The following is a 23,505-nucleotide window of genomic DNA, read 5'->3' on the forward strand; positions in this document are numbered from 1 at the left end:
AGCAAAATCATTTTATAACCCGCCGGAACAGAAGCCTCCTCGGGACATTGTGACAACATCGATCACAATTTCTCACAGGAGGCCTTCATGGGACGTGGCATTTTGCTCTGGTTGCTCGGAATTCCGATTCCAATCATTATTTTGATCATGCTGTTCGTACGGTAGGGGGCATTGATGCAGTCCACCCTATCGGCCGTCGACGTATCCTCATCCACCGAATCCTCCGCCACAGCCGTCAGTTGGGGACCGATCATCGCCGGTGCCTTCGCGGCCTCGACCTTGACCTTCATCCTCATGCTGCTCGGCTCCGGGCTTGGGTTGAGCATGGTTTCACCATGGTCCGGCTCCGGCGCTTCGGTCACAACCTTTGCGGTTTCCACCGCCATCTGGCTGATCATCGTGCAATGGCTGTCCTCCGGTGTCGGCGGCTACCTTGCGGGACGCCTGCGCACCAAATGGGTCGGCATCCACACCGACGAGGTCTATTTCCGTGACACCGCCCACGGCTTGCTCGCCTGGGCACTCGCCACCTTGATCGTCGTCGGCGTGCTTGGCTCGGCCCTGTCCGCCGCAGTTGGTTCAGGCGTCCAGGCGGTCTCCACCGTGGCTTCTGGCGCGGCGCTGGGCGCTTCGGCCGGTGCATCGGCCAATGCCGGCGGCGCACCGACCGACAATGCGACTTCCTACCTGGTGGATTCGCTGTTTCGTCCGGCCGATCCGAGCAAGCTCGCGACCGCCGGTCCGGACGGCGATGCCGCCGCAGCCGGGCAGGCCTCGCGCATCCTGATCGCCAGTGCAGCCGCAGGCGAAATCTCGGCCGACGACAAGACCTATCTGTCGCAACTGGTCGCCGCCCGCACCGGTCTGTCCGAAGCCGATGCCAAGGCACGGGTCGATGCGCTGGTTGCCAAGGTGGAGGACACCAAGGTCAAGGCCAAGCAGGCCGCCGATACCGCCAGGAAGGCAAGTGCGACCTTCGCGTTGCTTGGCGCGTTGTCGCTGGTCATCGGCGCCTTCATCGCCAGCGCCGCCGCTGCCCTCGGCGGCAGGCAGCGCGACGACGAGGAAGCGCTTTTCATCACCAGCCGCTGAACCGGCTACGCCGTTGACAACGCAAAAGCCCGGCCGCGAGGCCGGGCTTTTGTTTGGCTCAATCTCGCTGTCGCCGGATCAGTGATCCATGGCTTTGACGATCTCTTCGGTCATTTTCTTGGCATCGCCGAGCAGCATCATGGTGCCGTCCTTGTAGAACAGCGTGTTGTCGATGCCGGCATAGCCGGAGCCGAGCGAGCGCTTCACGAACAGGCAGGTGCGGGCCTTGTCGACGTCGAGGATTGGCATGCCGTAGATCGGTGAGGACTTGTCGTCACGGGCCGAAGGGTTGGTGACGTCGTTGGCGCCGATGACGTAGGCGACATCGGCCTGCGCGAATTCGGAGTTGATGTCCTCGAGTTCGAACACCTCGTCATAGGGCACGTTGGCTTCGGCGAGCAGCACGTTCATGTGGCCGGGCATGCGGCCGGCGACCGGGTGGATGGCGTATTTGACGTCGACGCCGTTGGCCTTGAGCTTGTCGGCCATTTCGCGCAGCGCATGCTGCGCCTGGGCGACCGCCATGCCGTAGCCGGGCACGATGATGACCTTCTGCGCGTTCATCATCAGATAGGCGGCATCGTCGGCCGAGCCCTGCTTGACCGTGCGCTCGATGCCGTCATCCGCCGTAGCGGTAGTCTCGCCGCCGAAGCCGCCGAGGATGACCGAGATGAAGCTCCGGTTCATGCCCTTGCACATGATGTAGGACAGGATCGCGCCGGACGAGCCGACCAGCGCGCCGGTGATGATCAGCGCCAGATTGCCGAGCGTGAAGCCGAGTGCGGCCGCCGCCCAGCCGGAATAGGAATTCAGCATCGAGACGACCACCGGCATGTCGGCGCCGCCGATCGGAATGATCAAGAGGATGCCCAGCACCAGCGAGGCGGCGACGATCAGCCAGAACACCAGCTTCGATTCCGTGCCGACCAGAAGCACGATCAACACGATCAGGGCGATGCCGAGGGCGGCGTTGATGAAGTGTCGGCCGCCGATCATGATCGGCTTGCCCGACATGCGGCCATCGAGCTTGAGGAAGGCGATGACCGAGCCGGTGAAGGTGATGGCGCCGATGGCGACGCCCAGGCTCATCTCGATCAGCGCCTGGGCATGGATGTCACCATTCGTGCCGATGCCAAAGCTTTCCGGCGCATAGATGGCGGCGGCCGCCACCATGACGGCGGCAAGGCCGACCAGCGAGTGGAAGGCGGCGACCAGTTGCGGCATCGAGGTCATGGCGATGCGGCGCGCGGTGATGGCGCCGACGCTGCCGCCAATGGCAAGGCCGAGCACGATGAGGCCGAAGCGGCCGGCCGAGGGCGTTGCCAGCGCCAGCGTGGTGGCGATGGCGATGGCCATGCCGATCATGCCGTAGAAATTGCCCTGGCGGCTGGTGGTCGGGTGCGACAGGCCGCGCAGCGCCATGATGAACAGGACGCCGGAAACCAGATAGAGGAAGGACGCGAAGTTGGCGTTCATGGCGCTCTACTTGTCCTTCTTCTTGTACATGGCCAGCATGCGCTGGGTGACGAGAAAGCCGCCGAATATGTTGACCGAGACCAGCATCAGCGCGACGAAGCCGAAGCCGGCGGCGATGCCGGAGGCCGCTATGCCGACGGCGAGCAGCGCGCCGACGACGATGACCGAGGAAATGGCGTTGGTGACGGCCATCAACGGCGTGTGCAGCGCTGGCGTCACCGACCAGACGACATAATAGCCGACGAAGATCGCCAGCACGAAGATGGCGAAACGGAACACGAAGGGATCTATGGCGCCACCGGACAGAGCATGCGCGGCATCACCGGCCGCCTCGGCGCCGCCGGGTGCGGTCGCCATGTTTTGTACCGCCAGCCGAACGGCGGCGGAGGCCTGGTCGAGCTGGTCGAGGGCTTTCTGGAGGGTCTGATCCATCACGCAATGCCTTTCGACTTCGACGAGGGCGACTTGGATGCGGCCGGTTTCCTGGGCGCGGCTTTCTTTGCGGCAGCCGGTTTACCCGAAGCGTCGGCGACCATGGTCTTGGCCGGGATCGCGGCCGGCTCGACATGAGGCTGCTGGTCGGCCTTTATGAAAGCAGGATGCACGATCTTGCCGCCGTCGGTCAGCATCGTCGCCTTGACCAGATCGTCATCGCGGTTGATGGCCAGCGTCTTCGTCGTCTTGTCGACCAGCGTCTCGACGAAGGCGAATAGGTTCCTGGCATAGAGCAGCGAAGCGGATGCGGCGATGCGGCCGGGCACGTTGAGATGGCCAACGATCTTGACGTTGTTGGCCGTGGTGACGACCTGACCTGCCACTGCACCCTCGACATTGCCGCCACGTTCGACGGCAAGGTCGACGAGCACCGAACCCGGCTTCATCGAAGCGACCATCGCCGCCGACACCAGCTTCGGCGCCGGCCGGCCGGGGATCAGCGCCGTGGTGATGACGATGTCCTGCTTGGCGATATGCTCGGCGGTCAGCGCCGCCTGCTTGGCCTGGTATTCCTTCGACATTTCCTTGGCGTAGCCGCCGGCCGTCTCGGCCGCCTTGAATTCGTCGTCCTCGACGGCGAGGAACTTTGCGCCGAGCGAGGCAACCTGTTCCTTGGCGGCGGGGCGAACGTCGGTGGCGGTGACGACCGCGCCAAGCCGGCGCGCGGTGGCGATCGCCTGCAGGCCGGCGACGCCGACGCCCATGATGAAGACCTTCGCCGCCGGCACCGTGCCGGCCGCCGTCATCATCATGGGCAAGGCCCGGTCATATTCCGAAGCGCCGTCGATCACCGCCTGGTAGCCTGCGAGATTGGCCTGCGAGGACAGGACGTCCATCGACTGGGCGCGGGTGATGCGCGGCATGAACTCCATCGAGAAGGCGGTGACGCCAGCCCTGGCCAGGGCCGCAACGGCGGCATCATTGCCATAGGGATCCATGATGGCGATGACCGCCGCACCGGGCTTGTAGCTCTTCAGCTCGGCATCACCAGGCCGGCGCACTTTCAGCACCACATCGGCCTTGGCGACATCGGAAGCTTTGCCGATCGTGGCCCCGGCCTTGGAAAACTCCTCGTCGGGGATGCGCGACCGCGTGCCGGCGCCGGTCTCGACGACAACGTCGAACCCCAATCCCGCCAGCCGTTTCACCGTATCGGGCGAGGCCGCGACGCGGGGCTCGTTCGCATCGAGCTCACGAGGGATGAAAACCGTCTGTCCCACCGCATGATCCTTTCGGCTGGAACCTGTTTCCGCAAGACATCGGCCGGACTTCCGGCGGCGCCCCCGGCAAAGGGTCTGAAAAGTCTATCGGAGAATAAAGCCGCCGACGGCCAGGATCAGGACGAACAGGATGGTCGCCGAGAAGAAGCCGCCTGCAAAGAAGCCAAAAGCCATCGCCAACAAAAGGGCGCCGCAAAACAGCGAGCCGTATTTGGCGAGCATGAGAAAGCCCGCATAGGTGCGATCATGCTCGGCGTAGTCCATCTTCGCGCCCAGTTCGACAGGACCGGTCGGCGTATGATCAGCCATAGGAATTCCCCTTCGAAGACATCTTTGAGGCACATAGCGAAAAGCCGGGCCGAGGGCAATGGTGCTATTGCCGCATCGCCGGCGACAACTGCCTCAAGGGAAAGTTGAAGCCGGCTGCCGACGCGGCGCTGGATCTCGGCGACAAGCGGCATCAGCGGCTTTGAACATGCTGTGATAATTTCGCGATTCCTTGGCGGCGTAAGGAGAGGCTACTGTCGCATACAACATCGGCCGAACGGTGAAGCGCCATGATCTCGCCGACACAGAAATTTGACTGGAACGGCACCCGCATCGCCTGGGGCACGGCCGGCTCCGGTCCACCGATTGTGCTCGTTCACGGAACGCCGTTCTCCTCGCATGTCTGGCATCGGGTCGGTCCTGAACTGGCGCGCGACCATACGCTGTATTTCTACGATCTTCCCGGATATGGGCGATCCGACAAACGGGAAGGCCAGGATGTTTCGCTGGGCATCCAGAACAGGGCGCTGGCGGCAATGCTGGGTTTCTGGAAGCTCGAGCGGCCTAAAGTCATTGCCCATGATTTCGGTGGTGCCACTGTCTTGCGCGCGCATTTGATCGACGGTTGCAACTATGAAAGGCTGCTGCTGATCGATCCGGTGGCGGTGCGCCCCTGGGGCTCGCCTTTTGTCCAGCATGTCCGGCAGCATGAAGCCGCCTTCGCTGGCGTGCCGGACTACATCCAGGCCGCGATCCTGAAAGCGTATGTTGCGGGCGCCGCAGCCAGGCCCTTGTCGGACAGCGAGCTCGAGCCCTATATCGCGCCGTGGACGGGGCCAATTGGCCAGCCGGCTTTCTATCGCCAGATCGCCCAGATGGATCAGCGTTTCACCGACGAGGTCGAGCCGCTCTATGCCGAATTCCGCTGTCCGGTGGCTTTGCTGTGGGGAGAAGAAGATCGCTGGATCCCTCCCGAGCGTGGCAGGGAGCTCGCGGCCCTGCTGCCGGATTGCGCCTTGACCCTCATTGCCGGGTCCGGCCATCTCATGCAGGAAGATGCCCCTGAAGCGATCGTGGCGGCAGCCCTGCGCTTTTTCGCGGGCTGACGGACCTTCAGCCGGCAAGATGCGGGAAAAGCCCGAGCAATCCGACGACGATCAGATAAAGCGCGACGATGTAGTTCAACAGCCGTGGCATCACCAGGATCAGCACGCCGGCGATCAGCGAGATGAGTGGGGTAAGCGCGAGCTGGGAAATGTGCATGTCGGGTTCCTTCGGACAGGTTCGTTGGCATGACGACAAAGACGGCGCGAAGCACGCCGCCGTCATCAGAACGCGGATATGGCTGGAAGGCTCCAGACGCCTGGCGAAAAACGCGTAGCCTCAAGCGGCTTCGCGAAAGTACTTTGCCGTTGGCAGAATGGTCAGCGGCGCCAGTTCGCCCGCGCCAGGCGTCTCGAACAGCATGCGTTGCTCCATCGGGGTCGACCGGAAGAACGGGAACCGAGAGAAGGAGCGCTCGCGGATCGCGTTGACGTTGGCCCTGTAGAGCACGACCTTGTAGTTCAGGCCTGGATAATCGCGCAGCTCGCCGATCTGCTCAGAACAGTAGATGCGACGGTAAAAACCCGCATGTTCCGGCCGAATGGTCGACAGGCAGTAAGGTGCATCGAAATAGAAGCAAGCCATACCGGCGAGACGCAACGTCAGATAGGGAATCTGCGGATAGATCCTTGACCAGTCGGGGTCGGCGGCAAAGCGGCTGGGGTCGGCGAAATGCGCGCCAGCGGCAAGCATTGGCCGCAAGATATCACCGTAGACGGTGGTGGAGGGCGATTGCGGGGTCGCGCTGCAGGCATGATGGATGCGCAGCGTGCTGACCAGCTCCCCGTCAATGTAGATGCCGAATTTCGAGCAATTCTCGGTTTCGTCGAGCTCATCATGCACAATATGCTCGGGGTTTTCCGGCACCATATCGCTCAACCGATAGGACTTGTAGCGCAACCTATAGATGTCTTCGAGATCTTCGCCCTTGTCGCAGCGGCGATACTCTGTGCGCTCCAGCATTGCCGAAATGTTTCGAGCAAAGCTCGACATGTTGTCGGGCGAATTTTCTCCGCCCGTGCCCGCCGCATGGCGAAGCACCGCCAACTGCCCGTCCATCATGCGTCCCCGTAAGTTGCCGCCGCAGTTCAACCCTACGACAGGCCCCCGGGATGTAAAGATGAAAATGGGACAGACGCCGTTTACTCATCGTTAACGTTAATAATTCGTAAAGTTTTACGAAAATGCATCGCTTCTCCGGCAAGGAGTCAGCGGCGTGCAATCCTCTTGGCTGTCTTGATGTCCTTGGCGAAGGGCCAGACCGTGCTCGACATCGTGTCGATACCGGACGCGCTGAGCGCCGAGCCGAACAGAAAACCCTGCACAAGATCGGGTTTGACCTGCAGCGCCAGGATCTTGAGCTGCTCGAACGTCTCGACGCCTTCGACCGTCACCGAGAGCCCCAACGGCCGTGACAGATTGACAATGCCCTTGAGCAGTTCAAGCGAGCGGGCGTTCTGGGTGACGTCGATCAGGAACGAACGGTCGATCTTGATCTTGTCGAGCGGCAGCTTGTGAAGGTAGCTCAGGCTCGAATAGCCGGTGCCGAAATCGTCGAGCGCGATGCGCACGCCAAGCTGCTTCAGTTCCTCGATGTACTGGCGTGTCAGCGACTTGTCGTCGAGCAGCGCCGTTTCGGTAACCTCGATCTCCAGCCGGCCGGCGGCGAGGCCGGAACTGGCCAGGGCATCGCGAACCTTCTGGATGACGTCACGGTTGCGGAAATCCTTGGCGGAAAGGTTGACCGAGACGCTGGTCTGGTTCGGCCATTTGGCGCATTCGGCGCAGGCTGCCTGCAGCACGAAAGTGCTGATCTCGGAAATGATGCCCATTTCCTCTGCCAATGGAATGAAGATGCTAGGCGAAACCGGCCCAAGATCCGGATGGTCCCAACGGCACAACGCCTCGCAACTGGCGATGCGCATGGTGTTCATCGCCACGATCGGCTGATAGACCACCCGCAGACTCTTGGCCTCCACGGCGCTGCGCAGATCCGCCTTCATCAGCTGACGGTTGCGGAAGGCGGCATCCATCGAGGCCTCGAACAGCCGCCAGCTGTTCTTGCCGAGTTCCTTGGCCTTGTAGAGCGCCAGGTCCGCCTTGACGATCATGGCGTCGACATCGGTGTCCTTGACGCGCGACAGCACCGCGCCGCCGCTGGCCTGGATGCGCAGGCCGTGACCGGCGACGTCCACTTCCCCCTGCAGGCCGGCGAAAATCTCGTCGAGCTGACTGGTCAGATCGCTCTCATCCTCGACGCGGTTGAAAAAGATCATGAACTCGTCGCCGCCGAAACGGCTGACCGTGATGCCTTGCCCGGCAATGGCGGCTAGCCGCTCCGCAACGGCGTAGATCAGACCGTCGCCGATTGGATGTCCAAGCGTGTCGTTGACGCTCTTGAAATCGTCAAGGTCGAGCACAGCCAGCCCGCAGAGACGGTCGCGGTCGCCGGACGCCATGGCCTCGCCGACCAGCTCGTGGAAATAGGCGCGGTTGGGCAGGCCGGTGAGGTTGTCGTAGCGCGCCATGAAGCGGATCTTTTCTTCCGCCTCGACACGGGCGGTCACGTCCTCGAACGTGATGACGCCCAGCTCCTGGCTGCCTTCGCGAGCCGAGAACTCATAGTGCTGGCCATTGGCAAGCGAAACGAGCACCTTGCGGTCACGACCCTCGCGCAGGGCGCGTGTCAGCTGGGCTTCGATATAACGGCAATCCTTGGGCGCCAGCATACCACCGGCGACGCCGCGCATCAGAAGGCCGTGGATCGACCGCCCGAGCAGCGCATCCGGCGATTTGAGCGACATCAGATGCGCGGCTTCGGCATTGGCCACCGCCACCCGGCCGTCCGGGCCGAGCATGACAAGGCCATGCGACATGGTGTTGAGCGCCCGGTTGAAGCGCTGGGCAATGCGGTTCGCCTTCTTTTCCTCCGACAAGGCAGCAAAAAGCACCTCGCGGACCAGGTCGGCGAAGCGCTTGATGGCAAACAGGAAAGGCGCCGAGAGCAGGCCAAGGATAAAATGATAGGGATCACCGCGCAGGATGAAGCCCAGCGAGATCGGCCAGGTCATGGTCATGATGAAGATCATGACCATCCTGGGCGAGCCATAGTTGCGGCCGGCGATCGCAGTAGCGGAGGCGAGCGTCACGCAGACGGCCGCGATCTCGGCGAAACTGTCATAGGCTAGATAGATGCCGACGAAACAGAAGGTGCCCAGCATGAAACCATGCATGGAGCCGTAGAAAATGTAATCGTTCTCGCGTTGACGCGCTTCTTCCCGACTCTTCGGCACCGGCGCATTCCGATACTTTCGGATGTTGCGCAGACGCAGGAATGCAACTGTCAGAAAGCCAAACGTCACGGCAAGATAGGCTGGATCCCTGGTTTTCCAGTAGACAAGCACCACCAGCAGGGTCTGGGCGAAGAATCCAATCGAAAGCGTCAAACCGTCGCGAAACAGGGTTTCCACGAACGGAATGTAGACGTCGACCGGGATCTCGTTCTTTTTTCTCAGATTCAACGCCTGAATCCCAACCCTTGGGACACAAGCAGTGCCACATCCGCCTTAAGAAAGATTTAGAGAGACCGTCACGCCCTTGCCGTCAAGCCGGGTGACGTTGCGGAAAGCGACGAAAGTGTTCTTCAGGTAAACAAGGCGTATCGATCACTCCGCGGCCTGAAGTTCGGGCCGCGCCGGCGTGTTCGACAGGCGTTCGAGCAGCCTTTGGCGCTCGCCCGCGGCCTTTTCGGCGCTGGCTTGCCGGACGTGGCCGTAGCCGCGGATAAGCGCCGGCACCGAGACCAGCGCAACCGCCGCATCGACCCTGGCCGGCGTCAGCGATCTGGCGACGAGTTCCAGATCCGCCTCATACTGCCCAAGCAGCTGCCGCTCCATGCGCCGCTCGGCGGAGTAACCGAACAGGTCGAAGGCGGTGCCGCGCAGGCCCTTCATCGCCGCCAGCACGCGAAACCCCTTCATCATCCAGGGACCGAAGCTCGATTTCCTCGGCTTGCCGTCATTGCCGCGGCGCCCCATGATCGGCGGCGCGAGATGGAATTCGAGCTTCTCGTAGCTCTGGAACTGCTTTGCCAAGCCGGCGGCGAAGGAACCGTCCGTATAGAGCCGCGCCACCTCGTACTCGTCCTTGATCGCCATCAGCTTGAACAGGTTCCTGGCCGCGGCCTCGGTCACGGCGGTCGAGCCGGGCACGGCCTTGGCCTCAGCGGCGCGCACAGTGGCCAACCTCTCGGCGTAGCGCCTGCCGTAGGCGGCGTTCTGATAGGCAGTCAGGAAAGCGACGCGGCGGGCAATGATGTCGTCCAGCGTCTCGGCGACATCGGCAATCTGCCCGGCCTTGCCCGGCTGAACGACGAGGGCGCGCACGAAATCCGGCTGATGGGCGGCGCGACGGCCCCAGCGGAACGCCGCGATGTTCATCGCCACGGCTTCGCCATTGAGTTCGATCGCCTTCTCGACCGCCTCAGCGGACAGCGGCAAGCCGCCGTGCTGGAAGGCAAAGCCGAGCATGAACATGTTGGCGCCGAGCGAATTGCCAAACAGCGCGGTGGCGGTTCGCGTGGCGTCGAAGAAATGCACCTTGTCGTCGCCCGCGGCAGTGCGGATCGCCTTCTTGAGGCGCTCTATCGGCAACGAGAAATCGGCCGACCGGGCGAACTCGCCGGGCATGATCTCCGCGGTGTTGGCGAGGAAGATCGTATGGCCCTCGCGCACCGCCGTCAGCACCTTCTTGGCACCCGACACCACGAGATCGCAGCCAAGCACGAGATCGGCCTTCCCCGCCGAAACACGGATGGCATGGATGTCGTCCGGGGTGCGCGCGATACGGACATGGGTGAACACCGAGCCGCCCTTCTGGGCGAGGCCGGCCATGTCGATCATGCCGCAGCCCTTGTCCTCGAGATGGGCCGCCATGCCGAGCACCGCACCGACGGTGACGACACCGGTGCCGCCGACGCCATCGATGATCGCCGCCCAGCCTTGCTCGCCCAGCGGGAATTCGGCCGGCGTGGGCACGCCGTCAAGCGGATCGGCCTTGCCGGCCAGGCCCTCGGCCTTGCGGATCTTGGCGCCGTGCACGGTGACGAAGGACGGGCAGAAGCCGTTGACGCAGGAGAAATCCTTGTTGCAGCTCGACTGGTCGATCCTGCGCTTGCGGCCGAATTCGGTTTCGACCGGCTGGATCGAGACGCAGTTCGACTGCACGCCGCAGTCGCCACAGCCTTCACAGACCAGCTCGTTGATGAAGACGCGCTTGTCGGGATCGGGAAAGGTGCCGCGCTTGCGGCGGCGGCGCTTTTCGGCGGCGCAGGTCTGGTCGTAGAGCAGGATCGAGACGCCCTTGACGTCGCGCAGTTCGCGCTGAACGAGATCGAGATCGTCGCGGTGATGGATCGTGGCGCCGGCCGGGAACTCGGCCTTGCCGGCATATTTGTCGGGTTCGTCGGTGACGATGGCGATGCGGTCGACGCCCTCGGCCCGCACCTGCCTGGCGATCATGTCGACGGTCAGGCCGCCTTCATGCGGCTGGCCGCCGGTCATGGCGACGGCGTCGTTGTAGAGGATCTTGTAGGTGATGTTGGCGTCGGTCGACAGCGCGAAGCGGATCGCCAGCGTGCCGGAATGGTTGTAGGTGCCATCGCCGAGATTCTGGAAGATGTGGCCGCGCTTGGAGAAGGGCGCCTGGCCAACCCATTGCGCGCCCTCGCCGCCCATCGCCGTGAAGCCGACGGTGTTGCGGTCCATCCACAACGCCATGAAATGGCACCCGATGCCGGCCGCGGCGATCGAGCCGTCCGGCACCTTGGTCGAGGAATTGTGCGGGCAGCCGGAGCAGAAGAAGGGCGTGCGCGAGCCGATGTCGGTGGCATCGGCCAGCATTGCCTGGAACTGGCGCAGCTTGGCCACCCGCGCCGAAATCTCTTCCGACGGGCCGATGGTTCTGACAATCCTCTCGCCAAGCGCAATGGCGATCTCGTTGGGGTCGAGCGCGCCCTTGGCCGGGAACAGCCAGTCGCCGCGCTCGTCCTTCTTGCCGACAATGACCGGCTGGGTGGCGGTGCCGTAAAGGCTCTCGCGCAGTTGCACCTCGATCAGCGAGCGTTTCTCCTCGACGACGACGATGGTGTCGAGGCCGCGGGCAAAGTCGGCGATATGATGCAGGTCGAGCGGCCAGGGGCAGCCGACCTTGAACAGCCGCACGCCGATGCGGTTGGCGGCCGCCTCGTCGATGCCGATGTCTTCGAGCGCCTGGCGGACATCGAGATAGCTCTTGCCCAGCGTGATGATGCCGATCTTCGGGTTGCGACCGCCCGAATAGACGATGCGGTTCAGCCCGTTGGCGTGGATGAAAGCGGAGGCGGCGGCGCGTTTGTGTTCATGCAGCCGCTCCTCCTGACCGAGCATGTCGATCTCGTGGCGGATGTTGAGACCGCCGGGCGGCATGTCGAAATCCGGCACGACGATGTTCAACCGCTCAAGCGAGGCATCGACCGAGGCCGTCGATTCGATGTTGTCCTTGACGCATTTGATCGCTGCCCAGGTGCCGGCGAAGCGCGACATGGCAAAGCCATAGAGCCCGTAGTCGATGATCTCCTGGACGCCGGCCGGGTTGAGGATCGGCACCATCGTGTCGACAAACAGGAATTCGGTGGCGTGAGCATTGGTCGAGGATTCGGCCATGTGGTCGTCGCCCATGAGGGCGAGCACACCGCCATGTCTGGACGAGCCGGCGAGATTGGCGTGGCGGAACACGTCGCCAGAGCGGTCGACGCCCGGCCCCTTGCCGTACCAGACCGAAAAGACGCCGTCATGGGTGCCCTCGCCCAACAGTTCCGTCTGCTGCGATCCCCAACAAGCGGTGGCTGCCAGTTCCTCGTTGAGGCCGGGCTGGAAAACGATGTCGGCCTGGGCGAGCTGCTTCTTCGCCTTCCACAGCTGCATATCGAGGCCGCCGAGCGGCGAGCCGCGATAGCCGGAGACAAAGCCGGCCGTGTTCAGGCCAGCGCGGCGGTCGCGCTCGCGCTGCATCAGAAGCATGCGGATGACCGCCTGCGCGCCGGATAGGAAGATGCGCTCCTTTCCGAGGTCGAACTTGTCGTCGAGCGCGACGTCGTGCAGCGTCATCAGGCATTTCCTCTGCGAAGGCCGCGCGGGGGCAGGCAGCCAACGTCGGGGTCGGATGACGCATCCTTTCTCCCCTTGCAAGGCAGGTCAAACAAAATCGAAGGGTCCAGCAGAGCGCGGAGAGCAAACCGCCGCATACCCGTCAGGCGGATGAGAACGGCACTGGCGGCGCTCGCAAGCGGGAGATGTCAGGCGGCCTTCGAACAGTCGGGCTTCGGCTCGCCCGGCAGCTTGCCGTCGACGTGGCCGATCATGTCCTTGTTGAGTTCGTAGACCGGCCCGACCACCAGTGGCCGGTCGGGCAGGACCGACTGATCGAGCGACGATGTCAGCGTCGTCTCGAAGCTTTGCAGCAGCGTACCGTTGGCATCCTCGATGCGGATCGAAACGGCATAGGGCTTGTCCTTGACCACGCAGGTGAGCGGCGGGCTGGTGAGCGTGATGTGCGGCAGCTTCGGCCAGATCTTCTGGTTGACGATGATCGGATCGCCGCCGGCGGGGTTCTGGAAGTTGACCACGGCGACCTGCCCCTCGCCCATCGGACGCAGGGGATTGAGGGTGATGACATAGGTGGCGATGCCCAGCCGGTAGTTGAACTCGAAAAGCTTGCCCGAAATGGCGAACAGCTGATCCTTGCCAGAGTCCCGGCAGGCGCCAAGGGCGACGGCGGCAAACAAGCTCGCACCCAGAACGATCGAACGCGAAAACCTTCTAGACATCGGAGACCTCCCTGGCCGCTGTGCGGCGGCGATAATGTCGACTGGCCTTCTGACGGTTGCCGCACACCGCCATGTCGCACCAAAGGCGGCTGGAATTGCGGCTTCGGTCAACAAACAACCAACTGCAGTTGGGGCAGATTCTGAGCCTGGCGACGGTGTCGTCGCGCAGCAGCGACAGGGCCGAGACGGCCAATGCCGCCTCGAAGGCGATCGGCGTCGCCGGATCGCCGAACGGCCGTCCAACCGCACCGATCTCGGTGCGGCTGTGCGTCAGACCGTCGGCGCAGGCCCGCAGGAAGCCCGCTAGATCGCCGGTGGCGATCGCGCCTTTCGACACAGCGCCGCGAAACAACCGGTCGGTGCTCTCGCGGATCGACAGTACCACCGGCGCTATCGTCTCCGGCGACGGAGCCTGCAACCGCCTGCCACCGAGTTCGGCCGCGCGAAAACCGCTTGCGGCATCGGCGAAACGCGCGATCTCCATCGGATCGTCGAAACGATCGAAGGTCTTCTGGGGGTCATCGCGCAACACGACGGTGTTGGCCGTGTCGAGCGCCAGAATGCCGCCGGTGAAGCGATGCGGGGTCCAGGATACCGTCATGCACTAAATCTAACCGATAAATCCTGTTTGACAAGTTAGATTCCACGATGCACCCTTGCTTCGGGCGCGGCCCCGGCGGCGACCTTTCGTTGAGCATGTCGTCGTCCCAAAACCGCCTCGCATTTTGGGCGACATGCTCTGAGGACCGTGCATGCTCTATTTCTTCCAGCAGGTTCTGAACGGGCTGCATTCGGGCGCGCTCTATGCCCTGCTCGCCTTCGGCTATGTGCTGACCAACGGCATCCTGCACCGCACCAATCTTGCCTATGGCGCGGTGTTCGCCTTTTGCGGCCACACGATGATCCTTACCGCCGCCTTCGGTTACCAGGCGTTGTGGATGACGCTTTTCGCGGCGGTAGCGCTCGGCATCGTCGCTGCTTTCCTTTACGCGGCGCTGATCAGCCATGTCCTGTCGCGCAACGTGTTCGAGCCGCTGGCCGACCGCTCGCCCAACGCCATCGTGGTGACGACGCTGGGCATATTGCTGGTGCTGTCGGAGGCAAGCCGCATCGCCGCCGACACCCACGATCTATGGCTGCCGCCGATGCTGGCGGTGCCGGTGATCCTCGCGCAGGACGACCGCTTCAAGGCGACGCTGACACTGATCCAGCTGCTCGACTGTGCCGCCGTGCTGGCGGCCATCGCACTGGCCGCATGGGCATTCGCGCGCTCAAGCTTCGGCAGGTCATGGCGCGCGGTTTCCGACGACCCCAAGGCGGCGGCGATGTGCGGCGTCGACGTGCGTGCCGTGTTCCGCCACGCGGTGCTGTTCGGCGGCTTCTGCGCCGCGCTCGCCGGCGTGCTTGCCGGCATCTACTATGGCAACATCAGCTTCGGCACCGGCCTGACCTATGGTCTGAAGATCCTGTTCGTGACGGCGGTCGGCGGCTATCTCTCGCCGCCACGCGCGGCGCTCGGCGCGGCTGCCTTCGGCATGGCCGAATCGCTGTGGGCGGGCTATTTCCCGCTCGAATGGCGCGACGCCTGGATGTACGTGTTCCTCGTCGCCATGCTGGTGCTGATCGGCGCCGGCCGCGACCAGCAGAAGATCGTCTGAACCATATCAGACTTTGGTTGCATGACGCGAGGGTAACCGCCGGTATCCGGCCCTGCCGCTCGTTCGATGATGTTTTGCCGCCTCTATGCATGTTGACCCGTCAGTCCACGCGCGGCATACCGTTGGACCACGCGGCGTGACGGAGACAAGGGGGGAAGCCGGCACGCCTCCGATACCAGGGAGGAATGCATGGCAGGGCTTCTCGCTCTATCCAGAACCATTGATCGCGCGAACGAATTCATCGGCAAATGGGTATCGTGGCTGATCCTGCTGGCGATCCTGGTCAGCGCCGCCAACGCCATCATCCGCAAGGTGTTCGACATATCCTCGAACGCGTGGCTCGAGTTGCAGTGGTATCTGTTCGGCGCCGCCTTCATGCTGGCAGCCGCCTACACACTGAAGCAGAACGAACATATCCGCATCGATGTCGTCTACGGCCTGTTTTCACGCCGCGTGCAGCACTGGATCGACCTGCTCGGCCATATCTTGTTCCTGATGCCGTTCGTGACGCTGATGGTGATCTATTTCGTTCCCTATGTGTCGCTGTCGTTTCGCAGCGGCGAGATGTCCAACAACTCCGGCGGGCTGATCATCTGGCCGGCCAAGGCCATCCTGCTCGTCGGCTTCTTCCTGCTCGCGCTGCAGGGCATTTCCGAGATCATCAAGAAGATCGCCATCATGCGCGGCGACATGGACGACCCCAATCCGTTCATATCGGCACATGAGCAGGCCGAACTCGAAGCCAAGGCCTTGGCCGACGAGGTGCGCTCATGATGGAGTTCATCGCCCAGAACATGGCGCCGATCATGTTCGCCTCGCTGATCATCTTCCTGCTGATCGGCTACCCCGTCGCCTTTTCGCTGGCCGCCAACGGCCTGATGTTCTTCTTCATCGGCGTGCTTCTCTCGCCCTATTCCGGTGGATCGATCAACCTCGCCTGGCCGCTTCTGCACGCGCTGCCGGATAATTTCTATGGCAGCCGGGTGATGTCGAACGACACGCTGCTGGCCATTCCGTTCTTCACCTTCATGGGCATCGTGCTTGAACGATCGGGCATGGCCGAAGACCTGCTCGACACGATCGGCCAGCTGTTCGGGCCGATCCGCGGCGGCCTTGCCTATGCGGTGATCTTCGTCGGCGCGCTGCTGGCCGCAACCACCGGCGTGGTGGCCGCTTCCGTCATCGCCATGGGCCTGATCTCGCTGCCGATCATGCTGCGCTACGGCTACGACCGCCGGGTGGCGGCCGGCGTCATCGCGGCGTCGGGTACGCTGGCCCAGATCATCCCGCCATCGCTGGTGCTGATCGTACTTGCCGACCAGCTGGGCCGTTCGGTCGGCGACATGTATGCGGGCGCGCTGATCCCTGGCCTCGTGCTCACCGGCCTCTACATGCTCTACATCCTGATCATGTCGGTCATCCGGCCACACTCGATGCCGGCGCTGCCGCTCGAGGCACGCACGCTCGGCCACGGTGTCCTGTCGCTGCTGGCGGCGCTGCTGGCGACGGTCGTGGTGTCCTACGCGGCGTACCGCTATCTCGTGCCGGCGCATGGCGACAACGCCGACATCCTCGGCGCCAGCGCCGGCGTGCTCTTCATCTATGTCGTGGCAATTGCCGACAAGCGACTGAACTTCAACATGATGTCCAGGCTGGCGCAGCAGGTAATCATCGTGCTGATCCCGCCGCTTGCGCTGATCTTCCTGGTGCTTGGCACCATCTTCCTCGGCATCGCCACCCCAACCGAAGGCGGCGCCATGGGCAGTGTCGGCGCGTTGGCCATGGCGGCGGCAAAGGGGCGACTGTCGCTGGACGTGATCAAGCAGGCATTGACCTCGACAACGCGGCTGTCGTCCTTCGTGCTGTTCATCCTGATCGGCGCGCGGGTGTTCTCGCTCACCTTCTACGGCGTCAATGGCCACATCTGGGTCGAGCATCTCCTGACGTCCTTGCCGGGCGGCGAGGTCGGCTTCCTGATCGGGGTCAACCTGCTGGTCTTCTTCCTCGCCTTCTTCCTCGACTTCTTCGAACTGGCCTTCATCATCGTGCCGCTGCTGGCGCCGGCCGCCGACAAGCTCGGCATCGACCTGATCTGGTTCGGCGTGCTTCTGGGCGTCAACATGCAGACCAGCTTCATGCACCCGCCCTTCGGCTTCGCGCTGTTCTACCTGCGCTCGGTGGCAGCCCGCGTGCCCTATCTGGACCGCCTCACCGGCAAGCAGATTGCGCCGGTCACCACCGGCCAGATCTATTGGGGCGCGGTTCCCTTCGTCTGCATCCAGGTCATCATGATCGGGCTGACCATCGCGTTCCCGCAGATGGTGATGCACTACAAGGGCACAACCGTCGATCCAGGCACCATCGACTACAAGGTGCCGGAGGTGCCCGGCCTGTCGCCACTCGGCGCACCGCCGGCCGGCGGCGGCACGGCACCGGCCGCTCCTGCCGCTCCTGCCGCCCCCGACCTGTCGCAGCCGCCGAGCTTTGGCGACACGCCGTCAGCAAAGCCGGCGGCACCGCAGCCGGACCTGTCGCAACCGCCAAGCTTCAACTGAAACCGGCATGGCGACGATCATGAAAGCGGTGCGGCTTGAAGCGGTGGGCAGCATCGCGCTGCGCGAGGTCGACAAGCCTGACATCGGGCCGGATGAACTTCTGGTCCGCGTCGAGGCCTGCGGCGTGTGCGGCACCGACCGGCATCTGTTCCACGGCGAATTTCCGTGCAAGCCGCCAGTGACGCCCGGGCATGAGTTCTCCGGCATCGTCGAAGCGATCGGAACGTCCGTCTCGGGCTTTGCCGTCGGCGATCGCGTCACCGGCGACCCCAACATCGCCTGCGGGCGTTGCGCGCACTGTCATGCCGGGCGGGTCAATCTGTGCAGCAATCTGCGCGCCATCGGCATCCATCGCGATGGCGGCTTTGCCGAATATCTCGCCTTGCCGCAGAAACAGGCTTTCGTCCTGCCTGCTGGCCTGAAGCCTACCCATGGCGCCTTCTGCGAGCCGCTCGGCTGCTGCCTGCATGGTGTCGACCTTGCCGAAATCGGGCCGGGCAGCTCGGTGGTCGTGCTTGGCGGCGGCGTGATCGGCCTGCTCACCGTGCAACTGGCGCGTCTGGCCGGGGCCAAGACCATCATCCTGTCGACAAGGCAAGCCTCGCGGCGCGCGCTCGCCAGGGATCTCGGTGCCACGGCGACGGTCGATCCGACCGCCGGCGATGTCGTCGATGCCATCGCCGGACCAGCGGGACTGGCGCCCGGCGGTGTCGACGTTGTCTTCGAATGCGCCGGCGTACGGGAAACCGTCGAGCAGTCGATGCGGCTGGCCCGGGCCGGCGGCACGATCGTCATCGTCGGCGTGACGCCGCAAGGCATGAAAGCGGAATTCGAGCCCTTCGACCTGCTGTTCCGGGAACTCAGGGTGCTGGGCTCCTTCCTCAATCCCTACACTCATCGCCGCGCGGCCGAACTTATCGCGTCGGGTGCGATCGAAGTCGACCGGCTGATCTCCAGGCAGGTGCCGCTCGAGGACGCGCCAGCGGTGATCGCCAATCCGCCGGCTCCGGGCGAGGTCAAGGTGCTGGTGGTGCCCAGCCTGAAATGAAAAACCCCGGGCGCGCCGGCCCGGGGTCCCTGCTTAACGCATGCAATGGGACGGTCTACAGCTTGCCGTTACGCTGCTGGACCATCATGAAGGTGTCGTAGTTGTACTCGGCCACCTGCGCCCAGAGATAGTGCTCCTTGCGGAAGCCCTTGATCGATTCCCAGATCTTCTTGAAGGGCGCGTTGGAGGCTTCCATTTCGGCGTAGACTTCGTTGGCCTTTTCGAAGCAGGCAGCCATGATTTCCTGGCTGAACGGGCGCAGTTTCGCACCCCCGGCCACGAGCCGCTTCACCGCTGCCGGGTTCAGATAATCGTATTTCTGCAGCATGTTGGCGTCGGCCGCCTGGGCGGCGGTGCGCAGCAGCGACTTGTAGGCCGGCGAAAGCTCGTCGTATTTCGCCTTGTTGAACATCAGGTGGACCGTCGGGCCGCCTTCCCACCAGCCGGGATAATAGTAATAGGGCGCGACCTTGTAGAAGCCGAGCTTCTCGTCGTCATAGGGGCCGACCCATTCGGCGGCGTCGATGGTGCCTTTTTCCAGCGCCGGATAGATGTCGCCGCCGGCGATCTGCTGCGGCACGACACCGAGTTTCTGCACCACCTTGCCGGCAAAGCCGCCGATTCGCATCTTGAGGCCGGAAAGATCGGCGACCGTGTTGATCTCCTTGCGGAACCAGCCGCCCATCTGCACGCCGGTGTTGCCGCCCGGCAGGCCGAAAAGGCCCTGCGTGGCGAGAAACTCGTTGAACAGATCGATGCCGCCGCCATGGTAGTGCCAGGCATTCATGCCGCGCGCATTGAGCGAGAAGGGAACCGCCGCGCCGAGCGCCCATGTCGGGTCCTTGCCCCAGTAATAATATGCCACCGTGTGGCAGGCCTCGACAGTGCCGGCCGTGGTGGCGTCGGCGGCCTGCAGGCCCGGCACGAGCTCACCAGCGGCGAAGACCTGGACCTGAAAGTTGCCGTCGGTGGCTTCCGACAGCATCTTGGAGAACACCTCGGCGCCGCCATAGATGGTGTCGAGCGACTTCGGAAAGGACGACGCCAGCCGCCATGTCACCTTGGGGTTGGACTGGGCAATGGCGGGTGCCGCCAGCGTTACGGCGGCGGCAGCGGCGCCGACGCCTGAGACGCCAGCCTTGCGGATGAATGTACGACGATCCATGAAGTTCCTCCCTTTTGGACCAACAGACCGACGTTGGGGAATCCTCGGCTCCCCGCATCGGTCGCTCGAACAATACACAGGCGAAAAGTCGAGTCCAGCGCGGTGGCCGGATTTGATGACGAAGCCACGTGGCCCTGCAACTATAGTCTAACAGACCGGCTCGTGGCCCATGCGACACGCTGAAACTTGGCATGGAAAAATATCTGCGGATCGCCTATTTTGGAGGCAGGACATTCCTTGCCCAGATGGAAAACAGAGCCAAAATGCACCAGCCGCTCGTCGCCATATCGACCGACGTCCGTCAGTTCGACAACTACACCTGGCATGCCGCCCCGCAGCAATATCTGGAGGCGGCGATAACAGGCGCCGGCGTATTCCCGGTGCTGGTGCCATCATTCGGCGACAGGCTCGACTTCGACGAACTTTTGTCGTCGGTCGACGGCGTCATGGTCACCGGCTCGAAATCCAATGTTCATCCCTCGCTCTATGGCGGCGATGCCAGCGAGGCCAACGGCCCCTATGACCCGGCGCGCGACGCCACCACGCTGCCGCTGATCCGCAAGGCGGTGGAGCGCGGCGTGCCGCTGCTCGCCATCTGCCGCGGCATCCAGGAGATGAACGTGGCGCTGGGCGGAACGCTGGCCACCGAGATCCAAGAGCGTGACGGCTCGCTCGACCATCGCGCGCCGGCAAGCGACAATCAGGACGAACGTTTCGGCATCCGCCAGAAGGTGACGATCGCACCGGGAAGCTGCCTGGCGGGTGTGTTCGGTGCCGGTGACATTTTGGTCAACTCGGTGCACCGCCAGGCCGTCGACCGGCTCGGCCCCAACCTGCAGATCGAGGCAGTCGCCACCGACGGCACGGTTGAAGCGGTGTCGGTGAAGGATGCCCGCGCCTTCGCCGTCGGCGTCCAGTGGCATCCGGAATACTGGGTCAAGTCGGACGGCAACTCGGCCAAGATCTTCCGCGCCTTCGGCGATGCGGTGCGCCTGCACGCGGCGGCGAGATCGGGCGCGCGCGCCGCAGCGGAATAATCAGTCGCCAGGCCTCAGATCACCGGTGGCCGCAAGCGACAGCAATGGCGTAGCCGGCGCATAGGATTCGTAACCGTCACCATCCGCAACCGCGAAGGTGACGATCGGATCGACGCCATTGGCACTGAAGGCGACCGTGCCGTCCTGTTTCTCGCGCCAGAACTTTGCCCGCTCGATGCCCGGCAAGAGCCGACGGCAGGTCGAGGCGACGGTGAGCAGGGACAGGCCATCCGAAATTGCGGCGCCGCGGCTGACCGCGCAGACCGCCTCGTCGCCATTGGCGACCAGCCTGAAGCTGCTGGGCGGCGTGACCTCGTCGGCAGCACTTTCACCATTGCCGTCATGAAACAGCTGAACGCCGCCTAACAGCGCGGTGGCGGCAATCAATGCGGAAAGCGCTTTCATCATGTTCATCCGGGCACACTGACAGGATGAAGAATGATTTCAAAGGGTTAAGCTGACGTTAATAAATGTGGCAGCCCGCCACTCAGCTTCGTGCCCTGACATGCACCGTCTCGGGCACCGGCGTCAGTGGCCGACGCTCGGTGAACCAGGAGACCAGATTGTCGACGCACAGATCGGCCATGGCGCGGCGGGTATGGTCGGAGGCAGAGCCAACATGCGGCAACAGCGAGGTGTTCGGCGCGTCGAGCAGCGCCTTGGGCACGTTCGGCTCGTCGGCAAAGACATCGAGGCCGGCGGCGGCGATGGTGCCATTGGCAAGCGCTGCCGAAAGTGCCGCCTCATCGACCGTGCTGCCGCGGCCGATGTTGACGAAAACGCCGTTCGCGCCAAGCGCCGACAGGATTTCGGCATTGACCGCCTTCTCCGTCGAGGCGCCGCCGGGGGCCACCGAAATCAGCGTATCGACCGCTTCGGCGAGCCCCTTCAGCGTCGGGTGGTACTGGTAGGAAAGACCGTCGACCTTGCGCCGGTTGTGGTAGGCGACCGGCAGTCCGAACGCTTCCAGCCGGCGGGCTATGGCTTGCCCGATGCGGCCCATGCCGAAAATACCGGCCTTGCGGCCACGCAAGGTCAGCCGGCTCAGCGGATAGTTGCCCTTGCGCACCCAACTGCCGTCACGCAGCCAGGTCTCGGCACGCGGCAGGTCACGGACGGTGTTGATCAGCAGCCCGATCGCGGTGTCGGCGACCTCCTCGGTCAGCACATCAGGCGTGTTGGTGACCATGATGTCTTTCGCGGCCGCATGGCCGACATCGACCGAATCGTAGCCGACCCCGAAGGAGGCGATGAGTTCGAGATTGGGCAATGCATCCATCATCGCCGCGCTGATACCGGCGAACGAGGCGATGCCGCGCACGCCACGACGCATCTCGTCAGTGACGAGCGCCGGATCGGCGCGCTCGATCCTGATGCATTTGAACGTTCGGTCGATGCGCTCGACCGCGTGGTCGCTGAAGTCGCGCGGCACCAGAATGGTGACCGCCTGCAGCTGTTCGGCCTTGGTCATGCACGCTCCACCGGCTTGCCGGTCGACTGGCGCACATGCAGTTCCGGCTTGATCAATTCCTGCGAGGGCCGCACCGTCTGCCCGTTGAGCTTGTCGAGCAGCGCGCTGGCGGCGCGGCGACCAACCTCGCGCTGGCCGTTCCAGACGGTGGTCAGCGCCGGCGTCGCGATCGCCGCCTCTTCGAGATCGTCATAGCCGGTGACGGAGATATCGATGCCCGGCACCAGGCCGGCGCGCGCGATGCCGTTCATCAGGCCGATGGCGACGAGGTCGTTCCAGCAGCATGCCGCCGTCGGCTTGTCCTTCAGTGCCAGGAACTGCCCGGCTGCCTCGAAGCCTGCCTGCTTGGTGCGCGGGCCGGCAATGCGCCAGGACGGCCTGACTTCAAGTCCGGCCGCCTCCATGGCGTTGAGGTAGCCCTGGTAGCGGTCGCGGCCGGTCGAAGTCTGGTCGGTGCCGCCGATCATGGCGATGCGCTTGTGACCGAGCGAGATCAGGTGATTGGTGGCGAGCGCGGTGCCATAGGCATCATCGCCGCGGAAGACCGGCACGTCGGCGCCCTCGACGGTGCGCGCGATCAGCACCGCCGGCAGGCCGTTCTCCTCGGCCATCAGAATGTCGGAAGCCGGCGTGCCGATGGCCGGCGACATGATGACGCCGTCGGCGCCAAGCTGCAGCAGCGTATCGATGAAGGTGCGCTGCTTCTCGAGCTGATCGTAGTGATTGGACAGGATGAAGGTCTGCCGGCTGCGGTCGAGCTCGCTCTCGATCGAGCGCAATATTTCGGCGAAGAACGGGTTCATGATGTCGTGGACGACGACACCGACAATGCCCGAACGCGAGGTGCGCAGACTGGCGGCGCGACGGTTGTAGATATAGCCGATGGCGCGGGCATGTTCCTTGATGCGGTCGCGGGTGCCGCCCGCGACCAGCGGACTGTCACGCAGCGCCAGCGAAACCGTGGCCGTGGACACGCCAAGCGCATCCGCGATCGTCGAGAGCTTTATCTTCTGTGCCAGCGCCTGGTGCTCCCCAATCGATTTAAACTGTTTA

General features: G+C 63.7%; 21 protein-coding genes. 7 read left to right on the top strand and 14 right to left on the bottom strand.

Annotated features, from left to right (window positions below):
- Positions 1–174 precede the first annotated feature (174 nt).
- Entirely contained in the window at positions 175–1,092 is a 918-nt protein-coding gene (locus NR193_RS01940) for a hypothetical protein (RefSeq protein ID WP_256749197.1), read from the top strand.
- A 78-nt stretch (positions 1,093–1,170) separates the two neighbouring features.
- Here NR193_RS01940 and NR193_RS01945 read toward each other — a convergent pair whose 3' ends face one another.
- The 4 genes from NR193_RS01945 to NR193_RS01960 all read right to left on the bottom strand — a co-directional run bounded on the left by NR193_RS01945 (position 1,171) and on the right by NR193_RS01960 (position 4,592).
- Positions 1,171–2,568, bottom strand: a complete 1,398-nt coding sequence (locus NR193_RS01945) for an NAD(P)(+) transhydrogenase (Re/Si-specific) subunit beta (RefSeq protein ID WP_256749198.1) — start codon at positions 2,566–2,568, stop codon at positions 1,171–1,173.
- 6 nt (positions 2,569–2,574) lie between these two features.
- The gene (locus NR193_RS01950) at positions 2,575–3,000 is read right to left on the bottom strand and encodes a proton-translocating transhydrogenase family protein (protein WP_091581083.1); all 426 of its coding nucleotides are present in this window, start codon (positions 2,998–3,000) and stop codon (positions 2,575–2,577) included.
- Positions 3,000–4,283, bottom strand: coding sequence for a Re/Si-specific NAD(P)(+) transhydrogenase subunit alpha (locus tag NR193_RS01955; RefSeq protein WP_256749199.1), 1,284 nt, complete (start codon positions 4,281–4,283; stop codon positions 3,000–3,002). Before NR193_RS01955 ends, NR193_RS01950 begins: the two co-directional genes overlap by 1 nt.
- Before the next feature lie 84 nt (positions 4,284–4,367).
- Positions 4,368–4,592: an aa3-type cytochrome c oxidase subunit IV gene (locus NR193_RS01960; RefSeq protein ID WP_256749200.1), complete on the bottom strand. Its 225-nt coding sequence runs from the start codon at positions 4,590–4,592 to the stop codon at positions 4,368–4,370.
- Between the two features lie 248 nt (positions 4,593–4,840).
- Here NR193_RS01960 and NR193_RS01965 point away from each other — a divergent pair, with 248 nt between their 5' ends.
- Entirely contained in the window at positions 4,841–5,656 is an 816-nt protein-coding gene (locus tag NR193_RS01965) for an alpha/beta fold hydrolase (RefSeq protein WP_256749201.1), read from the top strand.
- 7 nt (positions 5,657–5,663) lie between these two features.
- Here NR193_RS01965 and NR193_RS01970 read toward each other — a convergent pair whose 3' ends face one another.
- The 6 genes from NR193_RS01970 to NR193_RS01995 form a co-directional block, all read right to left on the bottom strand.
- On the bottom strand, positions 5,664–5,813 hold the full coding sequence (locus tag NR193_RS01970; protein WP_080680904.1) for a DUF3096 domain-containing protein: 150 nt from the start codon (positions 5,811–5,813) through the stop codon (positions 5,664–5,666).
- 120 nt (positions 5,814–5,933) lie between these two features.
- Positions 5,934–6,713: a hypothetical protein gene (locus NR193_RS01975; RefSeq protein WP_256749202.1), complete on the bottom strand. Its 780-nt coding sequence runs from the start codon at positions 6,711–6,713 to the stop codon at positions 5,934–5,936.
- A 149-nt stretch (positions 6,714–6,862) separates the two neighbouring features.
- Positions 6,863–9,175, bottom strand: coding sequence for a bifunctional diguanylate cyclase/phosphodiesterase (locus NR193_RS01980; protein WP_256749203.1), 2,313 nt, complete (start codon positions 9,173–9,175; stop codon positions 6,863–6,865).
- 144 nt (positions 9,176–9,319) lie between these two features.
- The gene (locus NR193_RS01985; protein ID WP_256749204.1) at positions 9,320–12,799 is read right to left on the bottom strand and encodes an indolepyruvate ferredoxin oxidoreductase family protein; all 3,480 of its coding nucleotides are present in this window, start codon (positions 12,797–12,799) and stop codon (positions 9,320–9,322) included.
- A gap of 188 nt (positions 12,800–12,987) precedes the next feature.
- Positions 12,988–13,518, bottom strand: coding sequence for a hypothetical protein (locus tag NR193_RS01990; protein WP_256749205.1), 531 nt, complete (start codon positions 13,516–13,518; stop codon positions 12,988–12,990).
- The gene (locus tag NR193_RS01995) at positions 13,511–14,119 is read right to left on the bottom strand and encodes a CGNR zinc finger domain-containing protein (protein ID WP_256749206.1); all 609 of its coding nucleotides are present in this window, start codon (positions 14,117–14,119) and stop codon (positions 13,511–13,513) included. Before NR193_RS01995 ends, NR193_RS01990 begins: the two co-directional genes overlap by 8 nt.
- A 151-nt stretch (positions 14,120–14,270) precedes the next feature.
- Between NR193_RS01995 and NR193_RS02000 the strand changes: the two genes are divergently transcribed.
- From NR193_RS02000 to NR193_RS02015, 4 genes are all read left to right on the top strand, one after another.
- Positions 14,271–15,176: a branched-chain amino acid ABC transporter permease gene (locus NR193_RS02000; RefSeq protein ID WP_256749207.1), complete on the top strand. Its 906-nt coding sequence runs from the start codon at positions 14,271–14,273 to the stop codon at positions 15,174–15,176.
- Between the two features lie 189 nt (positions 15,177–15,365).
- Complete coding sequence (locus tag NR193_RS02005) at positions 15,366–15,950, top strand: TRAP transporter small permease subunit (RefSeq protein WP_256749208.1); 585 nt, start codon at positions 15,366–15,368, stop codon at positions 15,948–15,950.
- Positions 15,950–17,731 carry a TRAP transporter large permease subunit gene (locus tag NR193_RS02010; RefSeq protein ID WP_256749335.1) on the top strand — a complete coding sequence of 594 codons (1,782 nt, stop codon included), beginning with the start codon at positions 15,950–15,952 and terminating at the stop codon, positions 17,729–17,731. Before NR193_RS02005 ends, NR193_RS02010 begins: the two co-directional genes overlap by 1 nt.
- Before the next feature lie 19 nt (positions 17,732–17,750).
- The gene (locus NR193_RS02015) at positions 17,751–18,779 is read left to right on the top strand and encodes a zinc-dependent alcohol dehydrogenase family protein (protein ID WP_256749336.1); all 1,029 of its coding nucleotides are present in this window, start codon (positions 17,751–17,753) and stop codon (positions 18,777–18,779) included.
- Between the two features lie 55 nt (positions 18,780–18,834).
- Here NR193_RS02015 and NR193_RS02020 read toward each other — a convergent pair whose 3' ends face one another.
- Positions 18,835–19,944 (bottom strand): TRAP transporter substrate-binding protein, encoded by a 1,110-nt coding sequence (locus NR193_RS02020; RefSeq protein WP_256749209.1) that lies wholly within the window; start codon positions 19,942–19,944, stop codon positions 18,835–18,837.
- 263 nt (positions 19,945–20,207) lie between these two features.
- On the opposite strand from NR193_RS02020, the gene NR193_RS02025 reads away from it, so the two are divergent.
- Positions 20,208–20,981: a gamma-glutamyl-gamma-aminobutyrate hydrolase family protein gene (locus tag NR193_RS02025; protein ID WP_256749337.1), complete on the top strand. Its 774-nt coding sequence runs from the start codon at positions 20,208–20,210 to the stop codon at positions 20,979–20,981.
- On the opposite strand, the gene NR193_RS02030 is transcribed toward NR193_RS02025, so the two are convergent.
- The 3 genes from NR193_RS02030 to NR193_RS02040 form a co-directional block, all read right to left on the bottom strand.
- On the bottom strand, positions 20,982–21,386 hold the full coding sequence (locus NR193_RS02030) for a hypothetical protein (RefSeq protein ID WP_256749210.1): 405 nt from the start codon (positions 21,384–21,386) through the stop codon (positions 20,982–20,984).
- Positions 21,387–21,468: 82 nt separating this feature from the next.
- Positions 21,469–22,452 carry a 2-hydroxyacid dehydrogenase gene (locus NR193_RS02035; RefSeq protein WP_256749211.1) on the bottom strand — a complete coding sequence of 328 codons (984 nt, stop codon included), beginning with the start codon at positions 22,450–22,452 and terminating at the stop codon, positions 21,469–21,471.
- Complete coding sequence (locus NR193_RS02040; RefSeq protein WP_256749338.1) at positions 22,449–23,471, bottom strand: LacI family DNA-binding transcriptional regulator; 1,023 nt, start codon at positions 23,469–23,471, stop codon at positions 22,449–22,451. The genes NR193_RS02035 and NR193_RS02040 overlap by 4 nt, the downstream gene beginning before the upstream one ends.
- Between the last annotated feature and the right edge of the window lie 34 nt (positions 23,472–23,505).

The organism is Mesorhizobium sp. Mes31 (assembly GCF_024519675.1).
GTDB lineage: Bacteria > Pseudomonadota > Alphaproteobacteria > Rhizobiales > Rhizobiaceae > Mesorhizobium.

Bases quoted from the DNA above. Each gene is read 5' to 3' on its own strand.
- NR193_RS01940 (WP_256749197.1), top strand. From the start codon at position 175: ATGCAGTCCACCCTATCGGCCGTCGACGTATCCTCATCCACCGAATCC.
- NR193_RS01945 (WP_256749198.1), bottom strand. From the start codon at position 2,568: ATGAACGCCAACTTCGCGTCCTTCCTCTATCTGGTTTCCGGCGTCCTG.
- NR193_RS01950 (WP_091581083.1), bottom strand. From the start codon at position 3,000: ATGGATCAGACCCTCCAGAAAGCCCTCGACCAGCTCGACCAGGCCTCC.
- NR193_RS01960 (WP_256749200.1), bottom strand. From the start codon at position 4,592: ATGGCTGATCATACGCCGACCGGTCCTGTCGAACTGGGCGCGAAGATG.
- NR193_RS01965 (WP_256749201.1), top strand. From the start codon at position 4,841: ATGATCTCGCCGACACAGAAATTTGACTGGAACGGCACCCGCATCGCC.
- NR193_RS01970 (WP_080680904.1), bottom strand. From the start codon at position 5,813: ATGCACATTTCCCAGCTCGCGCTTACCCCACTCATCTCGCTGATCGCC.
- NR193_RS01975 (WP_256749202.1), bottom strand. From the start codon at position 6,713: ATGGACGGGCAGTTGGCGGTGCTTCGCCATGCGGCGGGCACGGGCGGA.
- NR193_RS01985 (WP_256749204.1), bottom strand. From the start codon at position 12,799: ATGACGCTGCACGACGTCGCGCTCGACGACAAGTTCGACCTCGGAAAG.
- NR193_RS01990 (WP_256749205.1), bottom strand. From the start codon at position 13,518: ATGTCTAGAAGGTTTTCGCGTTCGATCGTTCTGGGTGCGAGCTTGTTT.
- NR193_RS01995 (WP_256749206.1), bottom strand. From the start codon at position 14,119: ATGACGGTATCCTGGACCCCGCATCGCTTCACCGGCGGCATTCTGGCG.
- NR193_RS02000 (WP_256749207.1), top strand. From the start codon at position 14,271: ATGCTCTATTTCTTCCAGCAGGTTCTGAACGGGCTGCATTCGGGCGCG.
- NR193_RS02005 (WP_256749208.1), top strand. From the start codon at position 15,366: ATGGCAGGGCTTCTCGCTCTATCCAGAACCATTGATCGCGCGAACGAA.
- NR193_RS02010 (WP_256749335.1), top strand. From the start codon at position 15,950: ATGGAGTTCATCGCCCAGAACATGGCGCCGATCATGTTCGCCTCGCTG.
- NR193_RS02015 (WP_256749336.1), top strand. From the start codon at position 17,751: ATGAAAGCGGTGCGGCTTGAAGCGGTGGGCAGCATCGCGCTGCGCGAG.
- NR193_RS02020 (WP_256749209.1), bottom strand. From the start codon at position 19,944: ATGGATCGTCGTACATTCATCCGCAAGGCTGGCGTCTCAGGCGTCGGC.
- NR193_RS02025 (WP_256749337.1), top strand. From the start codon at position 20,208: ATGCACCAGCCGCTCGTCGCCATATCGACCGACGTCCGTCAGTTCGAC.
- NR193_RS02030 (WP_256749210.1), bottom strand. From the start codon at position 21,386: ATGAAAGCGCTTTCCGCATTGATTGCCGCCACCGCGCTGTTAGGCGGC.
- NR193_RS02035 (WP_256749211.1), bottom strand. From the start codon at position 22,452: ATGACCAAGGCCGAACAGCTGCAGGCGGTCACCATTCTGGTGCCGCGC.